The sequence below is a fragment of the Pseudomonas sp. WC1 genome (genome assembly GCF_050586565.1).
Lineage (GTDB): Bacteria > Pseudomonadota > Gammaproteobacteria > Pseudomonadales > Pseudomonadaceae > Aquipseudomonas.
In genome coordinates this window covers 1-19,716 of the sequence record NZ_JBOBDQ010000055.1, presented here as the reverse complement: position 1 = coordinate 19,716, position 19,716 = coordinate 1, and the positions used below count along the sequence as shown (strand labels likewise).

The 19,716-nt window shown below is 65.7% G+C and carries 20 protein-coding genes and 1 pseudogene; 11 read left to right on the top strand and 10 right to left on the bottom strand.

What is annotated here, in order from left to right; all coding sequences use genetic code 11:
* Position 1 precedes the first annotated feature (1 nt).
* Positions 2–1,351 (top strand): TolC family outer membrane protein, encoded by a 1,350-nt coding sequence (locus tag ACQ4OD_RS21170; RefSeq protein WP_139672722.1) that lies wholly within the window; start codon positions 2–4, stop codon positions 1,349–1,351.
* Between the two features lie 108 nt (positions 1,352–1,459).
* On the opposite strand, the gene ACQ4OD_RS21165 is transcribed toward ACQ4OD_RS21170, so the two are convergent.
* Positions 1,460–2,647, bottom strand: coding sequence for an MFS transporter (locus ACQ4OD_RS21165; RefSeq protein ID WP_139672719.1), 1,188 nt, complete (start codon positions 2,645–2,647; stop codon positions 1,460–1,462).
* A gap of 108 nt (positions 2,648–2,755) precedes the next feature.
* Here ACQ4OD_RS21165 and ACQ4OD_RS21160 point away from each other — a divergent pair, with 108 nt between their 5' ends.
* Entirely contained in the window at positions 2,756–3,640 is an 885-nt protein-coding gene (locus ACQ4OD_RS21160; RefSeq protein WP_139672715.1) for a LysR family transcriptional regulator, read from the top strand.
* 109 nt (positions 3,641–3,749) lie between these two features.
* On the opposite strand, the gene ACQ4OD_RS21155 is transcribed toward ACQ4OD_RS21160, so the two are convergent.
* Positions 3,750–4,499: a 3-oxoacyl-ACP reductase family protein gene (locus ACQ4OD_RS21155; RefSeq protein WP_430944869.1), complete on the bottom strand. Its 750-nt coding sequence runs from the start codon at positions 4,497–4,499 to the stop codon at positions 3,750–3,752.
* 124 nt (positions 4,500–4,623) lie between these two features.
* Between ACQ4OD_RS21155 and ACQ4OD_RS21150 the strand changes: the two genes are divergently transcribed.
* A complete protein-coding gene (locus ACQ4OD_RS21150; RefSeq protein WP_110698223.1) occupies positions 4,624–5,553 on the top strand; it encodes a LysR family transcriptional regulator in 930 nt (309 codons plus the stop codon).
* 7 nt (positions 5,554–5,560) lie between these two features.
* Here the strand turns inward: ACQ4OD_RS21150 and ACQ4OD_RS21145 are convergent, their stop codons facing one another.
* Both ACQ4OD_RS21145 and ACQ4OD_RS21140 read right to left on the bottom strand, forming a co-directional pair.
* A complete protein-coding gene (locus ACQ4OD_RS21145; RefSeq protein WP_139672707.1) occupies positions 5,561–6,043 on the bottom strand; it encodes a GreA/GreB family elongation factor in 483 nt (160 codons plus the stop codon).
* Positions 6,044–6,045: 2 nt separating this feature from the next.
* Positions 6,046–6,444 (bottom strand): hypothetical protein, encoded by a 399-nt coding sequence (locus tag ACQ4OD_RS21140; protein WP_046856567.1) that lies wholly within the window; start codon positions 6,442–6,444, stop codon positions 6,046–6,048.
* A gap of 135 nt (positions 6,445–6,579) precedes the next feature.
* On the opposite strand from ACQ4OD_RS21140, the gene earP reads away from it, so the two are divergent.
* The gene (gene earP / locus ACQ4OD_RS21135; RefSeq protein ID WP_430944868.1) at positions 6,580–7,713 is read left to right on the top strand and encodes an elongation factor P maturation arginine rhamnosyltransferase EarP; all 1,134 of its coding nucleotides are present in this window, start codon (positions 6,580–6,582) and stop codon (positions 7,711–7,713) included.
* A gap of 48 nt (positions 7,714–7,761) precedes the next feature.
* The gene (gene efp / locus ACQ4OD_RS21130; protein WP_011532839.1) at positions 7,762–8,331 is read left to right on the top strand and encodes an elongation factor P; all 570 of its coding nucleotides are present in this window, start codon (positions 7,762–7,764) and stop codon (positions 8,329–8,331) included.
* A 108-nt stretch (positions 8,332–8,439) separates the two neighbouring features.
* Here efp and ACQ4OD_RS21125 read toward each other — a convergent pair whose 3' ends face one another.
* The 3 genes from ACQ4OD_RS21125 to ACQ4OD_RS21115 form a co-directional block, all read right to left on the bottom strand.
* Entirely contained in the window at positions 8,440–8,868 is a 429-nt protein-coding gene (locus tag ACQ4OD_RS21125; protein ID WP_011532840.1) for an organic hydroperoxide resistance protein, read from the bottom strand.
* 130 nt (positions 8,869–8,998) lie between these two features.
* Positions 8,999–9,454, bottom strand: a complete 456-nt coding sequence (locus tag ACQ4OD_RS21120) for a MarR family winged helix-turn-helix transcriptional regulator (protein WP_102684218.1) — start codon at positions 9,452–9,454, stop codon at positions 8,999–9,001.
* Between the two features lie 55 nt (positions 9,455–9,509).
* A complete protein-coding gene (locus tag ACQ4OD_RS21115; RefSeq protein ID WP_046856564.1) occupies positions 9,510–10,466 on the bottom strand; it encodes a LysR family transcriptional regulator in 957 nt (318 codons plus the stop codon).
* Between the two features lie 115 nt (positions 10,467–10,581).
* Here ACQ4OD_RS21115 and ACQ4OD_RS21110 point away from each other — a divergent pair, with 115 nt between their 5' ends.
* Complete coding sequence (locus ACQ4OD_RS21110) at positions 10,582–11,331, top strand: sulfite exporter TauE/SafE family protein (protein WP_258701055.1); 750 nt, start codon at positions 10,582–10,584, stop codon at positions 11,329–11,331.
* Positions 11,332–11,407: 76 nt separating this feature from the next.
* On the opposite strand, the gene ACQ4OD_RS21105 is transcribed toward ACQ4OD_RS21110, so the two are convergent.
* Positions 11,408–12,259 (bottom strand): LysR substrate-binding domain-containing protein, encoded by an 852-nt coding sequence (locus tag ACQ4OD_RS21105; protein ID WP_258598760.1) that lies wholly within the window; start codon positions 12,257–12,259, stop codon positions 11,408–11,410.
* Positions 12,260–12,355: 96 nt separating this feature from the next.
* On the opposite strand from ACQ4OD_RS21105, the gene ACQ4OD_RS21100 reads away from it, so the two are divergent.
* A complete protein-coding gene (locus tag ACQ4OD_RS21100; protein WP_031316004.1) occupies positions 12,356–12,574 on the top strand; it encodes a DUF1127 domain-containing protein in 219 nt (72 codons plus the stop codon).
* Between the two features lie 103 nt (positions 12,575–12,677).
* The gene (locus ACQ4OD_RS21095; protein ID WP_430944867.1) at positions 12,678–13,898 is read left to right on the top strand and encodes a winged helix-turn-helix domain-containing protein; all 1,221 of its coding nucleotides are present in this window, start codon (positions 12,678–12,680) and stop codon (positions 13,896–13,898) included.
* Here ACQ4OD_RS21095 and ACQ4OD_RS21090 read toward each other — a convergent pair.
* A complete protein-coding gene (locus ACQ4OD_RS21090; RefSeq protein WP_110698163.1) occupies positions 13,879–15,225 on the bottom strand; it encodes a class II 3-deoxy-7-phosphoheptulonate synthase in 1,347 nt (448 codons plus the stop codon). The two genes, ACQ4OD_RS21095 and ACQ4OD_RS21090, sit on opposite strands and share 20 nt — an antisense overlap.
* 116 nt (positions 15,226–15,341) lie before the next feature.
* Here ACQ4OD_RS21090 and ACQ4OD_RS21085 point away from each other — a divergent pair, with 116 nt between their 5' ends.
* The gene (locus ACQ4OD_RS21085) at positions 15,342–16,097 is read left to right on the top strand and encodes a spermidine synthase (protein ID WP_110698165.1); all 756 of its coding nucleotides are present in this window, start codon (positions 15,342–15,344) and stop codon (positions 16,095–16,097) included.
* A 303-nt stretch (positions 16,098–16,400) separates the two neighbouring features.
* A pseudogene (locus ACQ4OD_RS21080) lies at positions 16,401–18,117 on the top strand (DEAD/DEAH box helicase).
* Positions 18,118–18,204: 87 nt separating this feature from the next.
* Here the strand turns inward: ACQ4OD_RS21080 and ACQ4OD_RS21075 are convergent.
* A complete protein-coding gene (locus ACQ4OD_RS21075; RefSeq protein ID WP_430944866.1) occupies positions 18,205–18,957 on the bottom strand; it encodes a DODA-type extradiol aromatic ring-opening family dioxygenase in 753 nt (250 codons plus the stop codon).
* A gap of 101 nt (positions 18,958–19,058) precedes the next feature.
* On the opposite strand from ACQ4OD_RS21075, the gene ACQ4OD_RS21070 reads away from it, so the two are divergent.
* The gene (locus ACQ4OD_RS21070; protein ID WP_198754650.1) at positions 19,059–19,709 is read left to right on the top strand and encodes a thiopurine S-methyltransferase; all 651 of its coding nucleotides are present in this window, start codon (positions 19,059–19,061) and stop codon (positions 19,707–19,709) included.
* The last annotated feature ends 7 nt before the right edge of the window (positions 19,710–19,716 follow it).

Here is a 19,716-nt window from a genome sequence, read left to right as displayed (position 1 = left end):
AGTGAAGAAGTTCCCACTGATCGGGCTGCTGCTGGCCTGCGCCTGGCTGCCGACCGCCGCCCAGGCCGCCATGGGGCCGTTCCAGGTATACGAGCAGGCCCTGCGCCGCGATCCGACCTACCTCGCGGCGTTCAAGGCCCGCGAGGCCGGCCAGGAATACCGCGCCATCGGCCGCGCCGGCCTGCTGCCCAGCCTGTCGTACAGCTACAACAAGGGCCGCAACGATTCCGAGGTGCGCTACCTCGGCGATTCACGCCGGCAAAAGGAAGACCGCACCTACAACAGCATGGGCTCGACCTTCATCCTCCAGCAGCCGCTGTTCGACTATGAAGCCTATTCGAGCTATCGCAAGGGCGTGGCCCAGGCCCTGTTCGCCGACGAGAGCTTCCGCGACCAGAGCCAGCAACTGCTGGTGCGGGTGATGACCAGCTACACCCAGGCGCTGTTCGCCCAGGACCAGATTGCCATCAGCGTCGCCAGCAAGCAGGCCTACCGCCAGCAGTTCCAGCAGAACCAGCGGCTGTTCGACGCAGGCGAAGGCACGCGCACCGATATTCTCGAAGCCCAGGCCCGCTACGAGTTGGCCGATGCCGAGGAAATCAAGGCGCGTAACGAACAGGATGCCGCGCTGCGCGAACTGGGCGCGCTGATTGGCGAGCCGGCGGTGCGGGTCGAGGACCTGGCGCCGCTGCGGCTGGGCTTCGCCCTGCCAGTGGTCGACCCCAGCGGCTACGAGGCCTGGCAGGAGCGGGCCCTGGCCAACAACCCGCAACTGGCGTCATCGCGCCAGGCCCTGGAAGTGGCGCGCTACGAAGTCGAGCGCAATCGTGCCGGGCACCTGCCCAAGGTCACCGCGTTCGCCACCTCGCGGCGCCAGGAGTCGGACAGCGGCAACACCTACAACCAGCGCTACGACACCAACACCGTGGGCATCGAAGTCAGCGTGCCGATCTTCGCCGGCGGCGGAGTGCTGGCTTCGACCCGCCAGGCCAGCCGGCACCTGGAGCAGGCCGAGTACGAGCTCGACGGCAACACCCGCAGCGCCTTGATCGAGCTGCGCAAGCAGTACAACGCCTGCCAGTCCGGCGCCAGCCAGTTGCGTGCCTACGAGCGGGCGCTGGTGGCGGCCGAGGCGCTGGTGGTGTCCACACGCAAGAGCGTGCAAGGTGGCGAACGGGTGAACCTGGATGTGCTCAACGCCGAACAGCAACTGGCCACCACCCGCCGCGACCTGGCCCAGGCGCGCTACGACTACCTGCTGGCGTGGATCAAGCTGCATTACCAGGCGGGGGTGTTGAGCGAGACGCAACTGGCGCGGGTGGACGAAGCGTTCATCGAAGGCAAGCCCTGACTTCTGCGCGGGCCTCATCGCCGGCAAGCCGGCTCCCACAAATGTTGCGCGATACCCTGTGGGAGCCGGCTTGCCGGCGATGAGGCCGGTGTTGTCAGCAAAATACTTTCAGGCTGGCACCACTGCCTTCCCACGCCTGCGCTCAGCCAGCCCCCACACCAGCAGCGCCAGCGCACCGATCACCAGGCCAGCCACCACGATCCCATCCCAGCCATGCACCTCGAACAGTTGCGTGCCCAGCAGCGACCCCAGCGCTCCGCCGATGAAGTAGCAGGTGATATAACCGGCATTGAGCCGCGTGCGCGCCTCGGGGCGCAGCACGATCACCGCGTTCTGGTTGCTCACGTGCACGAGTTGCACCGCCAGGTCGAGCAACAGCACGCCCACCAGCAATGCCACCAGCGAGCTCTGTGCAAACCCCAGCGGCACCCACGACAGCAATAGCGCCACCAGCCCCACGGTGGTGCCCAGCGAGCCTTTGCCGCGGTCGGCCAGGCGCCCGGCCCAGTTCGCCGCCAGTGCGCCGATCGCCCCGGCCAGGCCGAACAGGCCGATCACCGCGTCGGAGTAATGGTAGGGCGCCTCGCTCAACAGGAATGCCAGCGGTGTCCAGAACAGCGCGAACAGGCTGAACGCCAGCAAGCCCAGCAGCGAGCGCAGGCGCAGCACCGGTTCTTCGACGAACAGGCGGAACACCGAGCCGATCAGCGCCGGGTATTTCAAGCCGGCGTGGCTGTGGTGTTGCGGCAGGCTGCGGTACAGGGCGAGGGCACTGATGGCCATCAACACCGCGGCCAGCACGTAGATGCTGCGCCAGCCGCCCAGCTCGGCCATGAAGCCGGCGGCGGTGCGCGCCAGCAGGATGCCCAGCAACAGGCCGCTCATCAGCGTGCCCACGGCGCGGCCGCGTTGATCCGGAGCGCTGAGCGCGGCGGCCATGGGTACCAGCACCTGGGCCACCACCGAGAACAGTCCGGTCAGCGCCGTGCCGAACAACAGCCACGGCAGGCTTGGCGCGCAGGCGCTGATCACCAGCCCGGCGGTGGCGATCAGCACCATGGTGACGATCAGCCGTCGTTGCTCGAACAGATCGCCCAGTGGCGCGAGCAGCAGCAGCCCGGCGCCGTAGCTAAGCTGGGCGGCGATGACGATGGTGCCGGCGCTGGCGGTACTCAGGCCGAACTGCTCGGCGATGCTGTGCAGCAGGGGCTGGGCGTAGTAGTTGCTGGCGACAGCCAGGCCGGTGGCGGTGGCCATCAGCAGGATCAGGGCGCGACTCAGAGTCGGGGATTTCATGGGTAGTCTCGTTGCAGGCAAGGTTTTGTGGCGACAAGTATCAGGAAGTGTCATTCATGAAGCCAATGTATAGTTATCAGCTTATCAATCTCTAAAACAGATAGATCGATGAACCTAAAGCAGCTCGAATACGCCTTGGCCGTGGCCGACACCGGCAGTTTCACCCGCGCCGCCGAACGCTGCCACGTGGTGCAATCGGCCCTCAGCCATCAGGTGGCACGGCTGGAGGCACAGTTGGGGGTAAGCCTGTTCGAGCGCAGTTCGCGGCGGGTGCGCCTGACCCCTGCCGGCGAAGCCTTCGTGCTCAGCGCGCGGCCAGCGGTGGCGGCGGCGCGGCGGGTGGCCGAGGATGTCGCCGCCGCCTGCGGGCAGGTGCGTGGACGTTTGTCGATCGGCGAGATCAGCTCGCTCACCGCGCTGGACCTGGTCGATCTGCTGGTGGTGTTTCATGAGCGCTACCCTGATGTGGACGTGTGCTGGTTGACCGCCAAGAGCGAGTTGCTGGTCACGGACGTCTGCGAGCGGCGCCTGGACGTGGGCTTCATCGGCCTGTGGCAGGGCGAGGCGCTGCATGGCGTGCAGCATCGTCTGCTGGCGCGGGAGGAGTTAGTGGCAGTGCTGCCACCTGGTCATCGGTTGGCGGGCAGGGCTCAGCTGGCCCTGGCCGAGCTGGCCGACGAGGTGCTGGTGGACTTTCCCGAGGGCACCGGGGCGCGTCGGCAGACCGACGAGGCGTTCCAGGCGGCAGGGTTGCGGCATCGGGTGCAGTTCGAGATAGGCCATATCCGCCTGGTGGAGAAGTTCGTGCAGCGGAGCATGGCCGTGGGCCTGGTCCCCGAGCGTATCGCTCGGGGCTTCAAGGATGTCGCCAGGGTGCCGCTGGTGGATGCGCCGGTGCGGCACCTGTACGCGGTGTGGTCGCCCAGCCCCACGCCGGCGGCGCGGGCATTTCTGGACGTACTCGAAGAACAGCTGCTGGCGAACGGTGGATAACCCATCGTCGGCAAGCCGGCTCCTACAGGTGCGGCGCGGTTCTTGAAAGCGGCGCCGTACCTGTGGGAGCCGGCTTGTCGGCGATGAGGCCGAAACAGGCAATTACGAATCAGGCCGCAAACCCACCATCGGCCAGCAAGCTCGCCCCTGTGATGTAGCCGGCCTCAGGCCCCGCCAGATAGGCCACGAAGCTGGCGATCTCGTCCGCCTGGCCATAGCGCCCGATAGCCATCAGCGGGATCAGGCTCTCGGCGAACTCGCCACTGGCCGGGTTCATGTCGGTGTCCACCGGCCCAGGCTGCACATTGTTGACGGTGATCCCCTGCGGCCCCAGGTCCCGGGCCAGGCCCTTGGTCAGGCCGACCAGCGCCGACTTGCTCATGGCATAGGGCGCGCCACCGGCGAACGGCATGCGCTCGGCGTTGGTGCTGCCGATGTTGATGACCCGCCCACCCTGGCCCATGTACTTCACCGCCGCCTGGGTGGCCACGAACACGCTGCGCACATTGACCGCCAGCAGCCGGTCGAAGTCGGCCAGGTCGAACTCGGCGACCGACGCCACCGCCAGCACGCCAGCGTTGTTGACCAGGATATCCAGGCCCCCGAAGGCTTTCGCGGTGTCGGACACGGCCTGCTGCACGGCCTGGATGTCGGCGCTGTCGGCGCGCAGGGCCAGGGCTTGGCCGCCGCCGCTGTTGATCTCACCCGCCAAGGCCTCGGCGCTGGCGCTCGAGCTGACATAGGTGAAGGCGACCTTGGCGCCGTCGCGGGCCAGGCGGCGGACTATGGCCGCGCCGATACCGCGGGAGCCGCCCTGGACCAGGGCCACCTTGCCGGTGAGGGGAAGTGCTTGGGACATGCTGATCTCCTGCGTTCAAGCAAGGCCGGATGCCTTGGATGGACACAGTATCGACGCTTGATTACCTATTGATAAGATGGCAATCACGCTAGTCAGAATAAACCAGGAGTTGGCAATGGCCGCGATGGAATCCTTCAGCAGTCTGGAATGCTTCATCCGCAGCGCCGAAGTCGGCAGCTTTGCCGAAGCGGCCAGGCGCCTTTCGCTCACCCCCGCGGCGGTCGGCAAGAACGTCGCCCAGCTGGAGGCGCGGCTTGGTGTGCGCCTGTTCCTGCGCAGCACGCGCAAACTGACCCTGACCGAGGCCGGGCAGCGTTTTCTGGCCGAGGTGAGCGAGAGTTTTCGCACCATCCAGTATGCCGTGGCCAATCTGGCCAACTGCGAAGGCCACCCCTCGGGCGTGCTGCGGGTCAGCATGGGTACGGTGTTCGGGCGCCTGTACGTGTTGCCGTTGCTGGGCGAGTTCCTGGCGCGCTATCCGGCGGTGACGGCGGACTGGCATTTCGACAACCGCCAGGTCGACCTGATCGGCCAGGGTTTCGACGCCGCCCTCGGCGGTGGTTTCGAGCTGCCGCCTGGGGTGGTGGCACGCAAGCTGACGCCTGCGCACCGGGTACTGGTGGCCTCGCCGGGCTATGTGCGTCAGCACGGGCCGATCGACCGGCCGGAACAGTTGCAGGCTTGCGCCGGCATCCTCATCCGCTCGCCGCAGACCGGCAGGGTGCGCAGCTGGCCGCTGACCAGTCGCTGGCAGGAGCAACAGCCGCTGCAGCTGCCCCAGCGCCTGACCATGAGCGATTCGGACGCTGCCTGCGCGGTGGCCGAGCAGGGCCTGGGCATCGCCCTGGTCAGCCTGCCGTTCGCCTTGCCTTACCTGGCCTCAGGCCGGCTGTGCCGGGTGCTGCCGGACTGGTACGTCGACGATGGGCACATCAGCCTGTACTACGCCGAGCGCAAACTGTTGCCGGGCAAGACTCGCGCCTTCATCGATTTCGTGGTGGAGCAGTTTGCCGAGCAGGGGCTGGCACAGCGCTTCGATGCCTTGCAGCGATAACGCCCGGTCAGGCGATATCGATGATGAACTGCACCTGGGCCACCCCAGCCAGCACCAGGCGTACTTCGTCATCCACGTGCTTGCCGACCAGCTGCTGGCCTAGCGGTGCGCGAGGTGTGATCACCGTCACCAGCGCCTCTCCCTCACCAATCTTCAAGCCGGCGCCTTCGGGCCCGAGGAACAACCTGCGACGCTGCCCCTGTTCGTCCTCCAGGGTCACCAGGCAGCCGACCTGGATCCCCCGCGCCGGGTCATAGTCGCGTGGCACCAGTTGCTGATAGGTCTGCAGCGCCTGGCGGATCTCGGCGGTACGTCGGGCCTGTCCGGTGGCCAGGTACGAAGCCTCGAGCCCCAGGGTGTCGTACTTGTTCTCGGCGATGTTCTCTTCGGCGGTGGCGGCCTCGTAGGCGGTCTGGGCGGCGCGGCGCAGCACCTCCATGTCGTGCTCGAGGGTGGTGACGATGCGCTGCAGCAGGGTGGCCTTGTCCATGGTCAGTAGCAGAACTCCAGCACGTTGGCCTGGCTCTTGTCGGTCGGCGCGGTGCGGTTCTGCTGCAGCCAGAACTGGCACTTGGGGCTGTTCAGGTTGCGCGGGTTGCCCTGGGCGGCCTCGGCGGCCTGCTGCAATTCCTGCTTGTGCAGGATGTCTTTGTAATGTTCGAACATCTGCGCCTGGGCATCGGCCGGTGGCGCTGGAGGAGCGGTTGGCGCAGGCAGGACCTGCGCGGGGGCGGTGGCCTCGACCAGCGGTTGCACCTGCTGTGGCCACAAGTGCAGGGCCAGCCACAGGCTCACGGCGATCGCCAATGCGCCGAGCCACAGGCCGAGGGCGACGCACAGCACCAGTTGCACCGGTTTCAGGGTGATCTTCAATTCACGGGGGCGGGGCATGATGGCCTCCTGGCAGGCGGGGCGAGGGCGCCATTCTCGCATGCCGCGGCAGGTATTTTCAGCGCCGCGCTTTTGTTGGCCGGCATTTTTCAGCAAAATCCGCGGTCTTTTTTCCGCAGGTAACGGAACGTGGCGATGAAAACCACCTGGGACATCTTCTGCACGGTCGTCGACAACTATGGCGACATCGGCGTCACCTGGCGCCTGGCGCGCCAGTTGGCGAGCGAGCATGACCTGGCCGTGCGCCTGTGGGTGGATGACCTGAAAGCCTTCGTGCGCCTGTGCCCAGAGGCCGATAGCCACGCCGAACAGCAGTGGCGGCAGGGCGTCGAGGTGCGCCACTGGCCGGCCACGTGGCAAGGTGCGGAGCCGGCGCAGGTGGTGGTGGGCGCCTTCGCCTGCCAGTTACCGCAGGCTTATGTCGAGGCCATGGGCGAGCAGGCCACGCCGCCCTTGTGGCTGAACCTGGACTACCTCAGTGCCGAAGACTGGGTGGATGGCTGCCATGGCTTGCCGTCGCCCCAGGCCAATGGGTTGCGCAAGTTCTTTTTCTTCCCGGGTTTCACCGAGAAGACCGGTGGCCTGCTGCGCGAAGCGGCCTTGCTGCCCCGTTGCCAGGCGTTTCGCCAGGCGCCGGACGAGCGGGCGAGATTCCTGGCAGGGCTGGGCGTCCACCCCGAGGCCGGGGCGCGGCTGATCTCGCTGTTCGCCTACGAGAATCCACAGTTGGGCAACTGGCTCGACGTACTGGCCGAAGGCGCGCACCCCAGCCACCTGCTGGTACCGCAGGGGCGCATCCTGGGCGACCTCGGCCACTGGCTGGGCGAGGCGGACTTGGCCGTGGGGGCGCTGCATCGGCGCGGCGCCTTGACGGTCCAGGTGCTGCCTTTCGTCAGCCAGGACGACTACGACCGGCTGCTGTGGAGCTGCGATTTCAACGCCGTGCGCGGCGAGGACTCGTTCGTGCGGGCGCAATGGGCTGGGGTGCCGATGCTGTGGCACATCTACATCCAGGAAGAGAACGCCCACTGGGAAAAGCTCGAAGCATTCCTCGCCCATTATTGCCATGGGTTGTCGGCCGCCGCCGGGCAGGCGCTGAGCGAACTGTGGCGGGCCTGGAACATGGACCGCCCGATGGGTCAGGCCTGGCAGGCGCTGCAGCCACACTGGGAGGAAGTGCGCGAACATGCCCGCCAGTGGCAGGCCGCGCAGGCCGCTCGGCCGGACCTTGCCACGAGGCTGGTACAGTTTTACCGAAATTCGCTATGATACGCGGCCTCGATTTTTATAAATCCATCCAGATTCGGATACTTCGTAATGAAAACTGGTAAAGAACTGAAACCCGGTACCGTACTGCGGATCGACAACGACCCGTGGCTGGTTCAGAAAGCTGAGTTCACCAAGTCGGGCCGTAACAGCGCGATCATGAAGACCAAGCTGAAGAACCTGCTGACCGGCTACAAGACCGAAACCGTATACGGTGCGGACGACAAGCTGGACGACGTGATCCTGGATCGCAAAGAAGCGACCCTGTCGTTCATCAGCGGTGACTCGTACACCTTCATGGACACCACCGACTACACCATGTACGAGCTGAACGCCGAAGACATCGACGCCGTTCTGCCGTACATCGAAGAAGGCATGGAAGACATCTGCGAAGCCGTCTTCTTCGAAGGCCGCCTGGTATCGGTAGAACTGCCGACCACCATCAGCCGCCAGGTTACCTACACCGAGAACGCCGCACGTGGCGACACCTCGGGCAAGGTCATGAAGCCTGCCAAGCTGAAGAACGGTACCGAGATCCAGGTTGCCGACTTCATCCAGATCGACGAGTGGATCGACATCGACACTCGCGACAACAGCTTCAAGGGCCGTTCCAAGAAGTAATCCTTCTTGCGATGAGCACGAAAAACCCGGCCTTGGCCGGGTTTTTTTGTGCTCGTGAAACCGTGTCGCCTTCATCGCGGGGCAAGTCGGGTCGCCCCGCGAAGGCATTTACACCGTCACATGCAGGCGCACATCCACATTGCCGCGGGTGGCGTTGGAGTACGGGCAGACCTTGTGCGCCTTCTCCACCAGCCCTTCGGCGTCGGCCTGGGCCAGGCCAGGCAGGTTGATGTGCAGGTCGATGTCCAGGCCGAAACCGCCGGGGATCTGGCCGATGCCGACCTTGGCGGTGATCGAGGCGTCCGCCGGCAGGGCTTTTTTCTCCTGACCGGCAACGAACTTCAATGCGCCGATGAAGCAGGCCGAGTACCCGGCGGCGAACATCTGCTCGGGGTTGGTGCCTTCACCTCCGGCGCCGCCCAGCTCTTTCGGGGTGCTCAGCTTGACTTCCAGCTTGCCGTCGCTGGAGCGGGATTTGCCATCACGACCACCGGTGGAAGTGGCTTCTGCGATGTACAGCGGAGTGACCTTTTGCATCTTGAGCCTCGCTTGGGTGCTGTGCGCCGTCGGCGCTGAGTGGGTATGGGCTTAATTTAGTGCGCAATTATTTAGTGCGCAAGTTAAATATTCGACCATTCATCTGAACAGCCCTCTCACAGCATAGACGTCAGAGGTTTTCTTGCAGCTGCGCGCGCAGGGTGAGCAGGTCGGCTTGCAGCTTGCGCAACTGCTCGGCGCTGTGGCCGCTGGCCTGCAGGATGCATTGCGGCACGCGCTGGGCTTCGGCCTGCAGGGCGCGGCCCTTGTCGGTCAGTTGCACCAGCACCACCCGTTCGTCCTCGCGGCTGCGGCTGCGCTTGAGCAGGCCTTCGCTTTCCAGGCGCTTGAGCAGCGGGGTCAGGGAGCCGGGGTCGGTGAGCAGGCGTTGGCTGATCTCGCCCACGGTCAGGCCGTCCTGCTCCCACAGCACGAGCATGGCCAGGTACTGCGGGTAGGTCAGGCCCAGGGCCTGCAGCAAAGGCTTGTAGACCTTGGTCATCAGCAACGAGGTCGAGTGCAGGGCGAAGCAGACCTGGTTGTCCAGCAGCAGCGCGTCGCAGGGGGCTTGGGTGTCGGCGTTCATGCAGGTCCTTGGAATCGGTGAGTAATAAAATCTAGCACGCCAAAGCTTGGTGCGCTCATTGCCAGCGCAGCTCGCTTCTCAGCGCCAGGTCCCAGGGCGGCACCGGGCTGAAACGGCTCTTGAGGAATTCGAGCAGCAAGCGGCTGCGAGAGTTCGTTTCATGTTCAAGGCGCAGTGCATAAATCCCGCTGGTTTCGGGGGCCGGCAGGCCGTTGTCGCAGAACAGGGGGAGCAGTTCGCCGCGCAGCAGGTAGTCGCTGACCAGCCAGGTCGGCAGGTGGGCGATGCCCAGCCCGGCCAAGGCACCGAACAGCAGCGTCTCGGCATTGTTGGCGGCCATGCGCATGCGCGTCGGGCGGTACAGGCGGGTCTGGCCGCCGACCTCGAAGCGCCAGGCGAACGGCGGTGCCAGGCCGTCCCAGTCGAGGCCGTCATGCCCAGGCAGCTCGCTGGGGCAGGCCGGAACGCCGCGATTGGCCAGGTACGCCGGGCTGGCGCAGGCGATCCGCACCATATAGGCCAGTGGCGTGGCCACCAGGCGTGTGTCGGCCAGGGGCCCCGCGCGCAGCACCAGGTCGACTTCGCCCAGGTGGCTGCCGTGCAGGTCGACGAAACTGTCGATCAGGCGCAGTTGCACGTCGAGACCGGGGTAGGCCACCAGGAAGTCGGCGATGGCCGGGGCGAGGTGGCGACGGCCGAAGGCGGCCGGGGCGTCGATGCGGATCAGCCCTTCGGGGGCGTTGCTCAGGGATACCGCCTCGGCCCGGGCCAGGCGCAGTTCCTCGATGATGCGCCGGGCCCGTTCGGCGAACGCATTGCCGGCCGGCGTGGCGCGCACCGCATGGGTGCTGCGCGAGAACAGCCGGCTGCCCACCGCGTTTTCCAGGCTGTCGATGCGCCTGGCCACGGCCGAAGGCGTGAGCGGATGGCGACGGGCGGCGGCGGAGAAGCTGCCGGTCTCCAGCACATCGAGGAACAGGCTCAGTTGTTCGGTGAGGATATCGGGGCTCATGATGGCTCTGCTTTTGCGGATTACGCAAAGCCATTGTGCGCTGCTGTGCGTTTCCCCGCCAGCCGTGACTGGGTAGCATGCCGGCATTCTCTGAAAACAGGCGGATGAGGCCCGGATGATCGAGTGGTTGATGTATATCGTGTTGGGTGCCGCCCTGGGCACCGTGGGTGGCCTCTTCGGTATTGGTGGCGGGTTGATCGCGATCCCGGCGCTGGGGGTGCTGTTCGGCCTTGACCAGCAACTGGCCCAGGGCACCGCCCTGGTGATGGTGGTGCCCAACGTGCTGCTTGCGTTGTGGCGCTATCACCAGCGCAACCGCATCGAGTTGCGCCATGCCGTGCCGCTGTCGTTGTGCAGCTTTTTGTTCGCCTGGCTGGGGTCGATCTGGGCAGTGGGCATCGATGCCCAGTCGATGCGCCTGTATTTCGTCGGTTTCCTGGTGGCCCTGGCGTTGTGGAACGTGGCGCGCATGTTCCTGCCGGTGAAGCCGCCGAGCAACCAGCTGCGCTACCCCTGGCCATGGCTGGGCGTGCTGGGCAGCTTTGCCGGAACCATGGGCGGGCTGTTCGGCGTGGGTGGCGCGGTGGTGGCCACGCCGATATTGACCTCCGTGTTCGGCACCACCCAGGTGGTGGCCCAGGGGTTGTCGCTGGCATTGGCGGCGCCGAGCACTGCGGTGACCCTGCTGACCTACGGCCTGCACCAGAGCGTGGATTGGAGCATCGGGGTGCCGTTGGCGGTGGGTGGGTTGCTGAGCATCAGCTGGGGGGTGAAGCTGGCCCATGCGTTGCCGGAAAAGGTACTGCGCTCGATGTTCTGTGTGTTTCTGGTGGTGTGCGCGGTGATGCTCGGGTTCGAGCTCTGAGCGCAAGGGGCTGCAGAGCCCATTGCCATCTGTGGGAGCCGGCTTGCCGGCGAAAAGGGCGCGAAGCGTCCTCGGCTTACTTGAACCCTTCGACGATGTACTCGGCCATGCAGTCGGTAATCGGCGAATGCTGCTGGTCATTGCGCAGCAGCATCACATTGGCCATGTGCAACTGCGGCAGGCCGTCGTCCTCGCCGAGGATGCGCAGGTCGCCGCCGATCAGGCTGTGCAACTGCGCGGTCACCGCCAGCCCGGCATGCACGATGGCGAAGATCGCCGCCAGGCTTGGGCTTGTGTAGGCGATGCGGTACTCGATGCCGTGGCGCTCCAGGGCATTGCAGGTCCAGGCGCGGCAAAAGCAGTCGGTGTTGAACAGCGCCAGCGGCATGGGCCGCTGCTCCTGCGGGCAGAAGCCCTTGGCCGCGGCCCACACCAGGCGTTCCTGGCGCAGCAGCTGGCCGACCTCGTTACCCGGCTCGCGGGTGACGATGGTCAGGTCCAGGTCCTGGCGCAGCATCAACTGCTTGGACGAATCGCAATGCACCTCGACATGGATCAGCGGGTAGGCCTGGGCAAAGCGGGTGAGAATGCCCGGCAGGTAGCGCATGGCGTAGTCGTCCGGCGTGCCGATGCGCACCACCCCGACCATGTGCGGCATGCGCAGGGTGTTGAATACCTCGCCATGCAGCTTGAGGATGCGCCGCGCATAGCCCAGCAGCACCTGGCCCTCGGCGGTCAGGCGCACCTGGCGGCCGTCGCGCTCGAACAGCTGGCGCTGCAGGATGTCCTCCTCCAGGCGCTTCATCTGCATGCTCACCGCCGACTGGGTGCGGTTGACCACTTCGCCGGCGCGGGTGAAACCACCTTGCTCGGCAATGGCGACGAAGGTGCGCAGCACCTCGGCGTCGAGACTCTGATACTGGGACATGGCATCAATCTCCGAGATGCATGGCATCAGAAACATTCGTTGGATTGATCTTAGGCCTGGGACGAGACTGGAGCCATCCACAAGGAGGGCGTCATGATGAAAGGTCATTTCAACGTAGCTCACCAACCGGCCGCATCCCTGGGCCATCTGTGGCACGACGCCAGCGGGCTGGTGCTGCGCTGGTTCGAACTGCACCGCCAGCGCGACGAGCTGGCGCGCCTGAGCGATGCCACGCTGCACGATCTTGGGTTGTCGCGGGCGGACATCCAGCAGGAAGCCGACCGGCATTTCTGGGAGGACCCGTTGCGGAAATGAAGGTGGTTCCAATCGCGGGGCAAGCCCGCTCCCACAAAGATGCGTGGGAGCGGGCTTGCCCCGATTGCGTCTTTACTGTCTGGACACCAGACGGAGCCACCTCATGTCCTTCAGCCTTTCCCTCGCCCAGGCCCGCCGCCTGGCCCTGTCCGCCCAGGGCTTCGGCAAGTCGCCCGGCAGCCCGCCGACCCTGGCCAGCCTCACGCGCATGTTTCAGCGCCTGGGCGTGGTGCAGATCGACTCGGTCAATGCCCTGGTGCGTTCACACTACCTGCCGCTGTTCTCGCGCCTGGGCGACTACCCGCACGGCTTGCTGGACCAGCTCGCCTGGGGCCAACGCCGCCAGCGCAGGCTGTTCGAATACTGGGGCCACGAAGCCTCGCTGCTGCCGCTGGCGTTGTACCCGCTGATGCGCTGGCGCATGGCCCACGCCGCCGACGGCAAGGGCATCTACCGGCAACTGGCGACCTTTGGCCGTGAGCGACGCGAGGTGATCGAGCGAGTGCTGGCGGCGGTGCGCGACCAAGGCGCGCTGGGCGCCGGCAGCCTGTCCTCCCGCCAAGAGCGCGCCGGCCCCTGGTGGGACTGGAGCGAAGAAAAGCACGCGCTGGAATGGCTGTTCGCCGCTGGCGAGGTCACGGTGGCCGGGCGTCGCGGTTTCGAGCGCCTGTACGACCTGCCCGAGCGGGTGCTGCCGGCGGCCATCCTCGATCAGGCCCCGCCCAGCGAGGCTGAAGCGCACCAGGGCTTGCTGCTGCACGCCGCCGGCGCCCTGGGCGTGGCCACCGAACAGGATCTGCGTGATTACTTTCGCCTCTCGCCGCAGCAGAGCAAGGCCGCCCTGGCTGTTCTGGTCGAGGACGGGCGCCTGCAGGCCTGGGCCGTGCAGGGCTGGAAACAGCCGGCCTATGTCGCGGACGTGCCACGGATTCCCCGACGCATCGAAGTCAGCGCCTTGCTGTCGCCGTTCGATTCATTGGTCTGGGCGCGCGAGCGTACCGAGCGCCTGTTCGATTTCCGCTATCGCCTGGAGATCTACACCCCCGCGCACAAGCGGGTGTACGGCTACTACGTGCTGCCGTTCCTGCACGACGGGCGCATTGCCGCGCGCCTGGACCTGCGTGCCGAACGCGCCCACGGACGTCTGGCGGTGCATGCGGTGCACGAAGAGGCGACGGGGCTGGACGAGGCGGGCTACCAGGCGTTGGCGCTCAGCCTGCAGAGGCTGGCCAACTGGCTGGGCCTGGCGCAGGTGCGGCTCAACTGCCCCCGCGCCGAGGGCAGCCGGCTGCGTCAGGCGTTGCTCAGCGGCGCACCTGCTTGAGTGTTTCGGCGATCAGGAAGGCCAGTTCCAGCGACTGATCGGCGTTCATGCGCGGGTCGCAGTGGGTGTGGTAGCGGTCGGAGAGGGCGTCTTCGGTGATCGGCCGGGCGCCGCCGATGCACTCGGTGACGTTCTGCCCGGTCATTTCGATATGGATGCCACCGGCGTGGCTGCCCTCGGCCTGGTGCACCTGGAAGAACTGCTTGACCTCATCGAGGATCTGCGCAAAGTCGCGTGTCTTGTAGCCGCTACTGGCCTTGATGGTGTTGCCATGCATCGGGTCCGAGCTCCACAGCACCTGGCGGCCCTCGCGTTGCACGGTGCGGATCAGCCCCGGCAGATGGTCGCCGACCTTGCCGGCGCCCATGCGCACGATCAGGTTCAGGCGGCCAGGGTCGTTGTCCGGGTTGAGCACGTCGATCAGGCGGATCAGCTCTTCGGGGTTCATGCTCGGGCCGACCTTGACCCCGATCGGGTTGTGCACGCCGCGCAGGAACTCGACGTGGGCGCCGTCGAGCTGGCGGGTGCGGTCGCCGATCCACAGCATGTGCGCCGAGCAGTCGTAGTAGTCGCCGGTCAGGCTGTCGCTGCGCACGAAGGCTTCTTCATAGTTGAGCAGCAGCGCTTCGTGGGCGGTGAAGAAGCTGGTTTCGCGCAGTTGCGGCGCCGTGTCCAGGCCGCAGGCGCGCATGAAGGCCAGGGTTTCGTCGATGCGGTTGGCCAACTGGTGATACTTGTCGGCCAGCGCCGAGTTGGCGATGAAATCGAGGTTCCACTTGTGCACCTGGTGCAGGTCGGCAAAGCCGCCCTGGGCGAACGCGCGCAGCAGGTTGAGGCTGGCGGTGGCCTGGTGGTAGGCCTGCAGCAGGCGCTCGGGGTCGGGGATGCGGCTTTTCGCGTCGAAGCCGATGCCGTTGACAATGTCGCCACGGTACGCCGGCAGGGTGATGTCACCGAGGGTTTCGTCGTTGGCCGAGCGTGGCTTGGCGAACTGCCCGGCCATGCGCCCGACCTTGACCACCGGGCAGCCGGCGGCGAAGGTCATGACAATGGCCATCTGCAGCAGCACCTTGAAAGTGTCGCGGATCTTCGCTGCAGAGAACTCGGCGAAGCTCTCGGCGCAGTCGCCACCCTGCAGCAGGAACGCCCGGCCCTGGGTCACCTCGGCGAACTGCCGGCGCAGCTCGCGGGCTTCGCCGGCGAATACCAGCGGCGGGTAGCTGGCCAGGGTCTGCTCCACCTTCAGCAGGTGCGCGGCGTCGGGGTAGATCGGTTGCTGCTGGATCGGCAGGGTGCGCCAGCTGTCGGGGGTCCATTGTCGGGTCATTGCAAGCTCTATCCATAAGTGTCGTTGAGGCCTGCCAGCCATGGTACGCCCGCGCGTGCTTGTTGCACCACCGGCATTGGCGGACAATGGCGGTTTTGCGCGGGCAGGTGGTAGGGATGGCGACGGAGCGGGAAGAGCGGCTGCTGGCACGGGTCGAGGACGCCTTTGGCGTTATCAGCGTGTACGAGGTGGATGACTATCGCTTCCTCGAGTTCGGCGACGCCATCGAGCAGAGCTGCACCTTCACCGCCGACCCCAGCTGGCTGGAGTACGACTACACCCGCGCCATGCTGGTCGGCGCGCTGTGCCACGGACAGCCGGAAAGCGCGTTGTTCCTCGGCCTTGGCGCCGGCACCCTGACCCAGGCCTGCCTGAAGTTCCTGCCGCTGGAGGATGTCGAGGCCATCGAACTGCGCCCGGACGTGCCGCGCCTGGCCATGGAGTTCATGGGCCTGGACGACGATCCGCGGCTGTACGTGCGGGTGGGCGACGCCCTTGAGCTGCTGCCCAGCGCCGAAAAGGCCGACCTGCTGTTCGTCGACCTGTATACCGACTATGGCCCCGGCGTCGGGCATCTGGCCTGGGGGTTCCTGGAAAACTGCCAGAAGCAGCTCAACCCCGATGGCTGGCTGGTGATCAACCAGTGGGCCGGGGACGATGGCAAGCCACTGGGCGCGGCCTTGTTGCGCGGGCTGTACCATCGCCATTACTGGGAACTGCCGGTCAAGGAGGGTAACGTGATCCTGCTGGTGCCGGCGGACCTGGAGCAGGTTTTGGACCTGCAAGCGCTGCGTGCCCGTGCCGAATCCCTGGCGCCACGCCTGGGATATTCACTGGATTACCTGATCAAGGCAATCCGCCCGGCGACATGAGTTCTGCGGAGGCGGCGCAAGCCTTTGGAGGAAACGATTCAGCCTGGATCCAATACTGCCCGTGTGGCGGACATCAGGATTGAAATATTTCTCACAGCTCATGGCAATTTCGGGTATAGTACGCGCCGGTCTTTTAGCGGACCTCAAATCAGGTGGTGCAAATCCTCCGAACCCAGCTTCGGCTGAGCGTCCGCTAGTCGGACCTTCCCAAGACGTTCCTTTTTCAATCGTTTTCGCAAATCCCCGCCGCCAAAACTGCCTGGGTGACCGCTTGGTCTTTCAAGGCATGTGCAGTTTTGGAGCATGGGTCTTTGCGGATGCACCTAGAGGCAGACCCATGACCCAGGAAACCGGCGGATTCGCCGCTCTCGATCTCAATCCGAATATCGTTGCTGCTGTTCTGGCCACCGGCTACGAAGAGCCTTCGGCTATTCAGCATCAATCGATCCCGATCATCCTCGCCGGTCACGACATGATCGGCCAGGCGCAGACTGGCACCGGCAAGACCGCTGCCTTCGCCCTGCCGATCCTCAACAAGATCGACGTGAGCAAGCGCGAACCGCAAGCCCTGATCCTGGCGCCAACCCGTGAGTTGGCGCTGCAAGTAGCCACCGCTTTCGAAACCTACGCCAAGCAGATGCCGGGCGTTAACGTGGTGGCTGTCTACGGTGGTGCCCCGATGGGCCCACAACTGCGTGCCATTCGTAACGGCGCGCAAATCGTCGTGGCCACCCCTGGCCGCCTGTGCGACCACCTGCGCCGCGACGAGAAAGTCCTGTCCACCGTTCAGTACCTGGTACTCGACGAAGCGGACGAAATGCTCAAGCTGGGCTTCATGGACGACCTCGAAGTGATCTTCGACGCCATCCCTGCAACCCGCCAGACCGTGCTGTTCTCCGCCACCCTGCCGGCCTCGATCCGTGCCATCGCCGAGCGCCACCTGCGCGAGCCGAAGCACGTCAAGATCCAGAGCAAGACCCAGACCGTGACCGCGATCGAGCAGGCCCACCTGATGGTCCACGCCGACCAGAAGATCCCGGCCGTGCTGCGCCTGCTGGAAGTGGAAGAGTTCGACGCGCTGATCGCCTTCGTGCGTACCAAGCAAGCCACCCTGGACCTGGCCGCCGCCCTGGAAGCCAAAGGCTACAAGGCTGCCGCGCTGAACGGCGACATCGCCCAGAACCAGCGTGAGCGCGTGATCGACTCGCTCAAGGATGGCCGCCTGGACATCGTCGTCGCCACCGACGTCGCTGCCCGTGGTCTGGACGTGCCACGCATCACCCACGTGTTCAACGTCGACATGCCGTACGACCCGGAGTCCTACGTGCACCGTATCGGCCGTACCGGCCGTGCCGGTCGCGATGGCCGCGCGCTGCTGCTGGTTACCCCGCGTGAGCGCCGCATGCTGCAGGTGATCGAGCGTGTCACCGGGCAGAAGGTTGCCGAAGCCCGCCTGCCTAACCCGCAGGCCGTGCTGGACGCACGCATCAAGAAGCTGACCAAGAGCCTGGCACCGCTGGTGGCCGAGTCCGAGGCCAGCCATGGCGAGCTGTTCGACCGCCTGACCGCCGACCTGGGTTGCAGTGCCCGTGCCCTGGCTTCGGCCCTGCTGCGCAAGGCCACCAATGGCCAGGCGCTGGACCTGGCTTCGGTCGAGCGTGAGCAGCCGTTGGTGCCGACCCACACCCCGCGTGAGCGCAGCACTGGCGAGCGTGCCGAACGTGGTGAGCGCAGCGACCGTGGTGACCGTGAGCGCCGTGCGCCGATGCCGCTGGCCGAAGGCCGTGTGCGTTGCCGTACCGCCCTGGGTGCCCGTGACGGCATCGCCGCCAAGAACCTGCTGGGCGCTATCCTCAACGAGGGTGGCCTGGCGCGTGACGCCATCGGCCGCATTCAGGTACGTGACAGCTTCAGCCTGATCGAGCTGCCCGAAGACGGCCTCGAGCGTCTGCTGACCAAGCTCAAGGACACCCGCGTGGCCGGCAAGCAGCTGAAGCTGCGCCGCTACCGCGAGGACTGATCCTGGCGCTGCAATGAAAAATCCCCGGCCTAGGTCGGGGATTTTTTTTGCCTGTGTCCAGCACATGTAACCATGTGCGTGGGAGCGTCAGTCGAACCGATAGATATCCATCCCAAGCGCCCCCAGCGTGAATCCCTGGTGAACGATGCCAAACCGCTCGCCAGCGCCCATGGCGAAGAACAGCGGCAGCAGATGCTCATCACTGGGATGGTTGCGTGCCGCAAACGGCGCGTGGCGCCGATAGTCCACAAGCGCCGCCTCGTCTCCCGCCTTCAGCCGCTCCACCACCCAGTCGCGAAACGCCAGCGCCCAGGGCTCGACCGCATCCGGCCCCGCATGCCAGTCAAGCTCGCCCAGGTTATGGGTGATGCTGCCCGAGCCGATCAGCAGGATGCCTTCCTCGCGCAGCTGCGCCAGCGCCTGCCCGACCTTCAGTTGCAGGGTGGGGCCGGCCTGGCTGGGCAGCGACACCTGGACTACCGGAATCTCCGCTTGCGGATACATCAGCGACAGCGGCACCCAGGCACCATGGTCGAAAGGCCGTTGTTCATCCAGGCGGGCGCCGAGCAAGCCGGCCAGCCGCTGCGCCAGTGCCGGTTCGCCGGGGGCCGGGTAGTGCACCGCGTACAGGGCCGGCGGAAAACCATGGAAGTCATGCCAGGTCTGCGGAAGTGGGTTGCTCATCACCAGCAGTTCGCGGCTTTCCCAGTGCGCCGACACCACCACGATCGCCTTCGGGCGGGGCAGGGCGCGGGCCAGTTCGGCCAGGGCAGGGCCGCTGGCGCCAGGTTGCAGGGCGAGCATGGGCGAACCGTGGGAAATGAACAGGCTGGGCAGCATGGTGGTGTCCTGGCAGGTAAGATGCTGCCATCTTCGATCAGCCTTCGATCGAGATCCAATATAAGTTTTCACAGTCTTTTATCGAAAAACCGGGAGGGATCATGGAGCCAGCGTTCTGGCACAAGCGGTGGGCGGACAACCAGATCGGCTTTCACCAGGCTCAGGTGAACCCGTACCTGCAGACGCACTGGCCGACGTTGGGGCTGGCCCCGGGCGCGCGGGTGCTGGTGCCGCTGTGTGGCAAGAGCCTGGACATGCTCTGGCTGGCCGCGCAAGGGTATCGGGTGCTGGGGGTGGAACTGTCGCGCAGGGCGGTGGCGGACTTCTTCACCGAACATGGCTTGGTGGCGCAGGTTACCCGGCATGGTGCCTTCGAGGTGTGGCGCAGCGACGAGGTGGAGTTGTGGTGCGGCGATGTGTTCGCCCTGCGTGACGAGGATCTGGCTGGTTGCGCGGGGGTGTACGACCGGGCGGCGTTGATTGCCTTGCCGGGGCTGATGCGTGAGCGCTACATGGCGTTGTTGGGCAAGCTGTTGCCAGCGGCCTGCCGTGGGCTGCTGGTGACCCTCGACTACGATCAGGCCTTGATCGATGGGCCACCGTTCTCGGTGCCGGACGCTGAAGTGCGGACAGGTTTTGCCGGGTGGCGGGTCGATGAGGTCGAGGCGCGGGAGATTCTCGACGAGAGTCCGAAGTTTCTCAAGGCTGGTGTCGAAAATTTGGTTGAACGAGTCTACAGCGTTTGGCGTTGAAGCCATC

Bases quoted from the DNA above. Each gene is read 5' to 3' on its own strand.
- ACQ4OD_RS21165 (WP_139672719.1), bottom strand. From the start codon at position 2,647: ATGAAATCCCCGACTCTGAGTCGCGCCCTGATCCTGCTGATGGCCACC.
- ACQ4OD_RS21160 (WP_139672715.1), top strand. From the start codon at position 2,756: ATGAACCTAAAGCAGCTCGAATACGCCTTGGCCGTGGCCGACACCGGC.
- ACQ4OD_RS21155 (WP_430944869.1), bottom strand. From the start codon at position 4,499: ATGTCCCAAGCACTTCCCCTCACCGGCAAGGTGGCCCTGGTCCAGGGC.
- ACQ4OD_RS21150 (WP_110698223.1), top strand. From the start codon at position 4,624: ATGGAATCCTTCAGCAGTCTGGAATGCTTCATCCGCAGCGCCGAAGTC.
- ACQ4OD_RS21145 (WP_139672707.1), bottom strand. From the start codon at position 6,043: ATGGACAAGGCCACCCTGCTGCAGCGCATCGTCACCACCCTCGAGCAC.
- ACQ4OD_RS21140 (WP_046856567.1), bottom strand. From the start codon at position 6,444: ATGCCCCGCCCCCGTGAATTGAAGATCACCCTGAAACCGGTGCAACTG.
- earP (WP_430944868.1), top strand. From the start codon at position 6,580: ATGAAAACCACCTGGGACATCTTCTGCACGGTCGTCGACAACTATGGC.
- efp (WP_011532839.1), top strand. From the start codon at position 7,762: ATGAAAACTGGTAAAGAACTGAAACCCGGTACCGTACTGCGGATCGAC.
- ACQ4OD_RS21125 (WP_011532840.1), bottom strand. From the start codon at position 8,868: ATGCAAAAGGTCACTCCGCTGTACATCGCAGAAGCCACTTCCACCGGT.
- ACQ4OD_RS21120 (WP_102684218.1), bottom strand. From the start codon at position 9,454: ATGAACGCCGACACCCAAGCCCCCTGCGACGCGCTGCTGCTGGACAAC.
- ACQ4OD_RS21115 (WP_046856564.1), bottom strand. From the start codon at position 10,466: ATGAGCCCCGATATCCTCACCGAACAACTGAGCCTGTTCCTCGATGTG.
- ACQ4OD_RS21110 (WP_258701055.1), top strand. From the start codon at position 10,582: ATGATCGAGTGGTTGATGTATATCGTGTTGGGTGCCGCCCTGGGCACC.
- ACQ4OD_RS21105 (WP_258598760.1), bottom strand. From the start codon at position 12,259: ATGTCCCAGTATCAGAGTCTCGACGCCGAGGTGCTGCGCACCTTCGTC.
- ACQ4OD_RS21100 (WP_031316004.1), top strand. From the start codon at position 12,356: ATGAAAGGTCATTTCAACGTAGCTCACCAACCGGCCGCATCCCTGGGC.
- ACQ4OD_RS21095 (WP_430944867.1), top strand. From the start codon at position 12,678: ATGTCCTTCAGCCTTTCCCTCGCCCAGGCCCGCCGCCTGGCCCTGTCC.
- ACQ4OD_RS21090 (WP_110698163.1), bottom strand. From the start codon at position 15,225: ATGACCCGACAATGGACCCCCGACAGCTGGCGCACCCTGCCGATCCAG.
- ACQ4OD_RS21085 (WP_110698165.1), top strand. From the start codon at position 15,342: ATGGCGACGGAGCGGGAAGAGCGGCTGCTGGCACGGGTCGAGGACGCC.
- ACQ4OD_RS21075 (WP_430944866.1), bottom strand. From the start codon at position 18,957: ATGCTGCCCAGCCTGTTCATTTCCCACGGTTCGCCCATGCTCGCCCTG.
- ACQ4OD_RS21070 (WP_198754650.1), top strand. From the start codon at position 19,059: ATGGAGCCAGCGTTCTGGCACAAGCGGTGGGCGGACAACCAGATCGGC.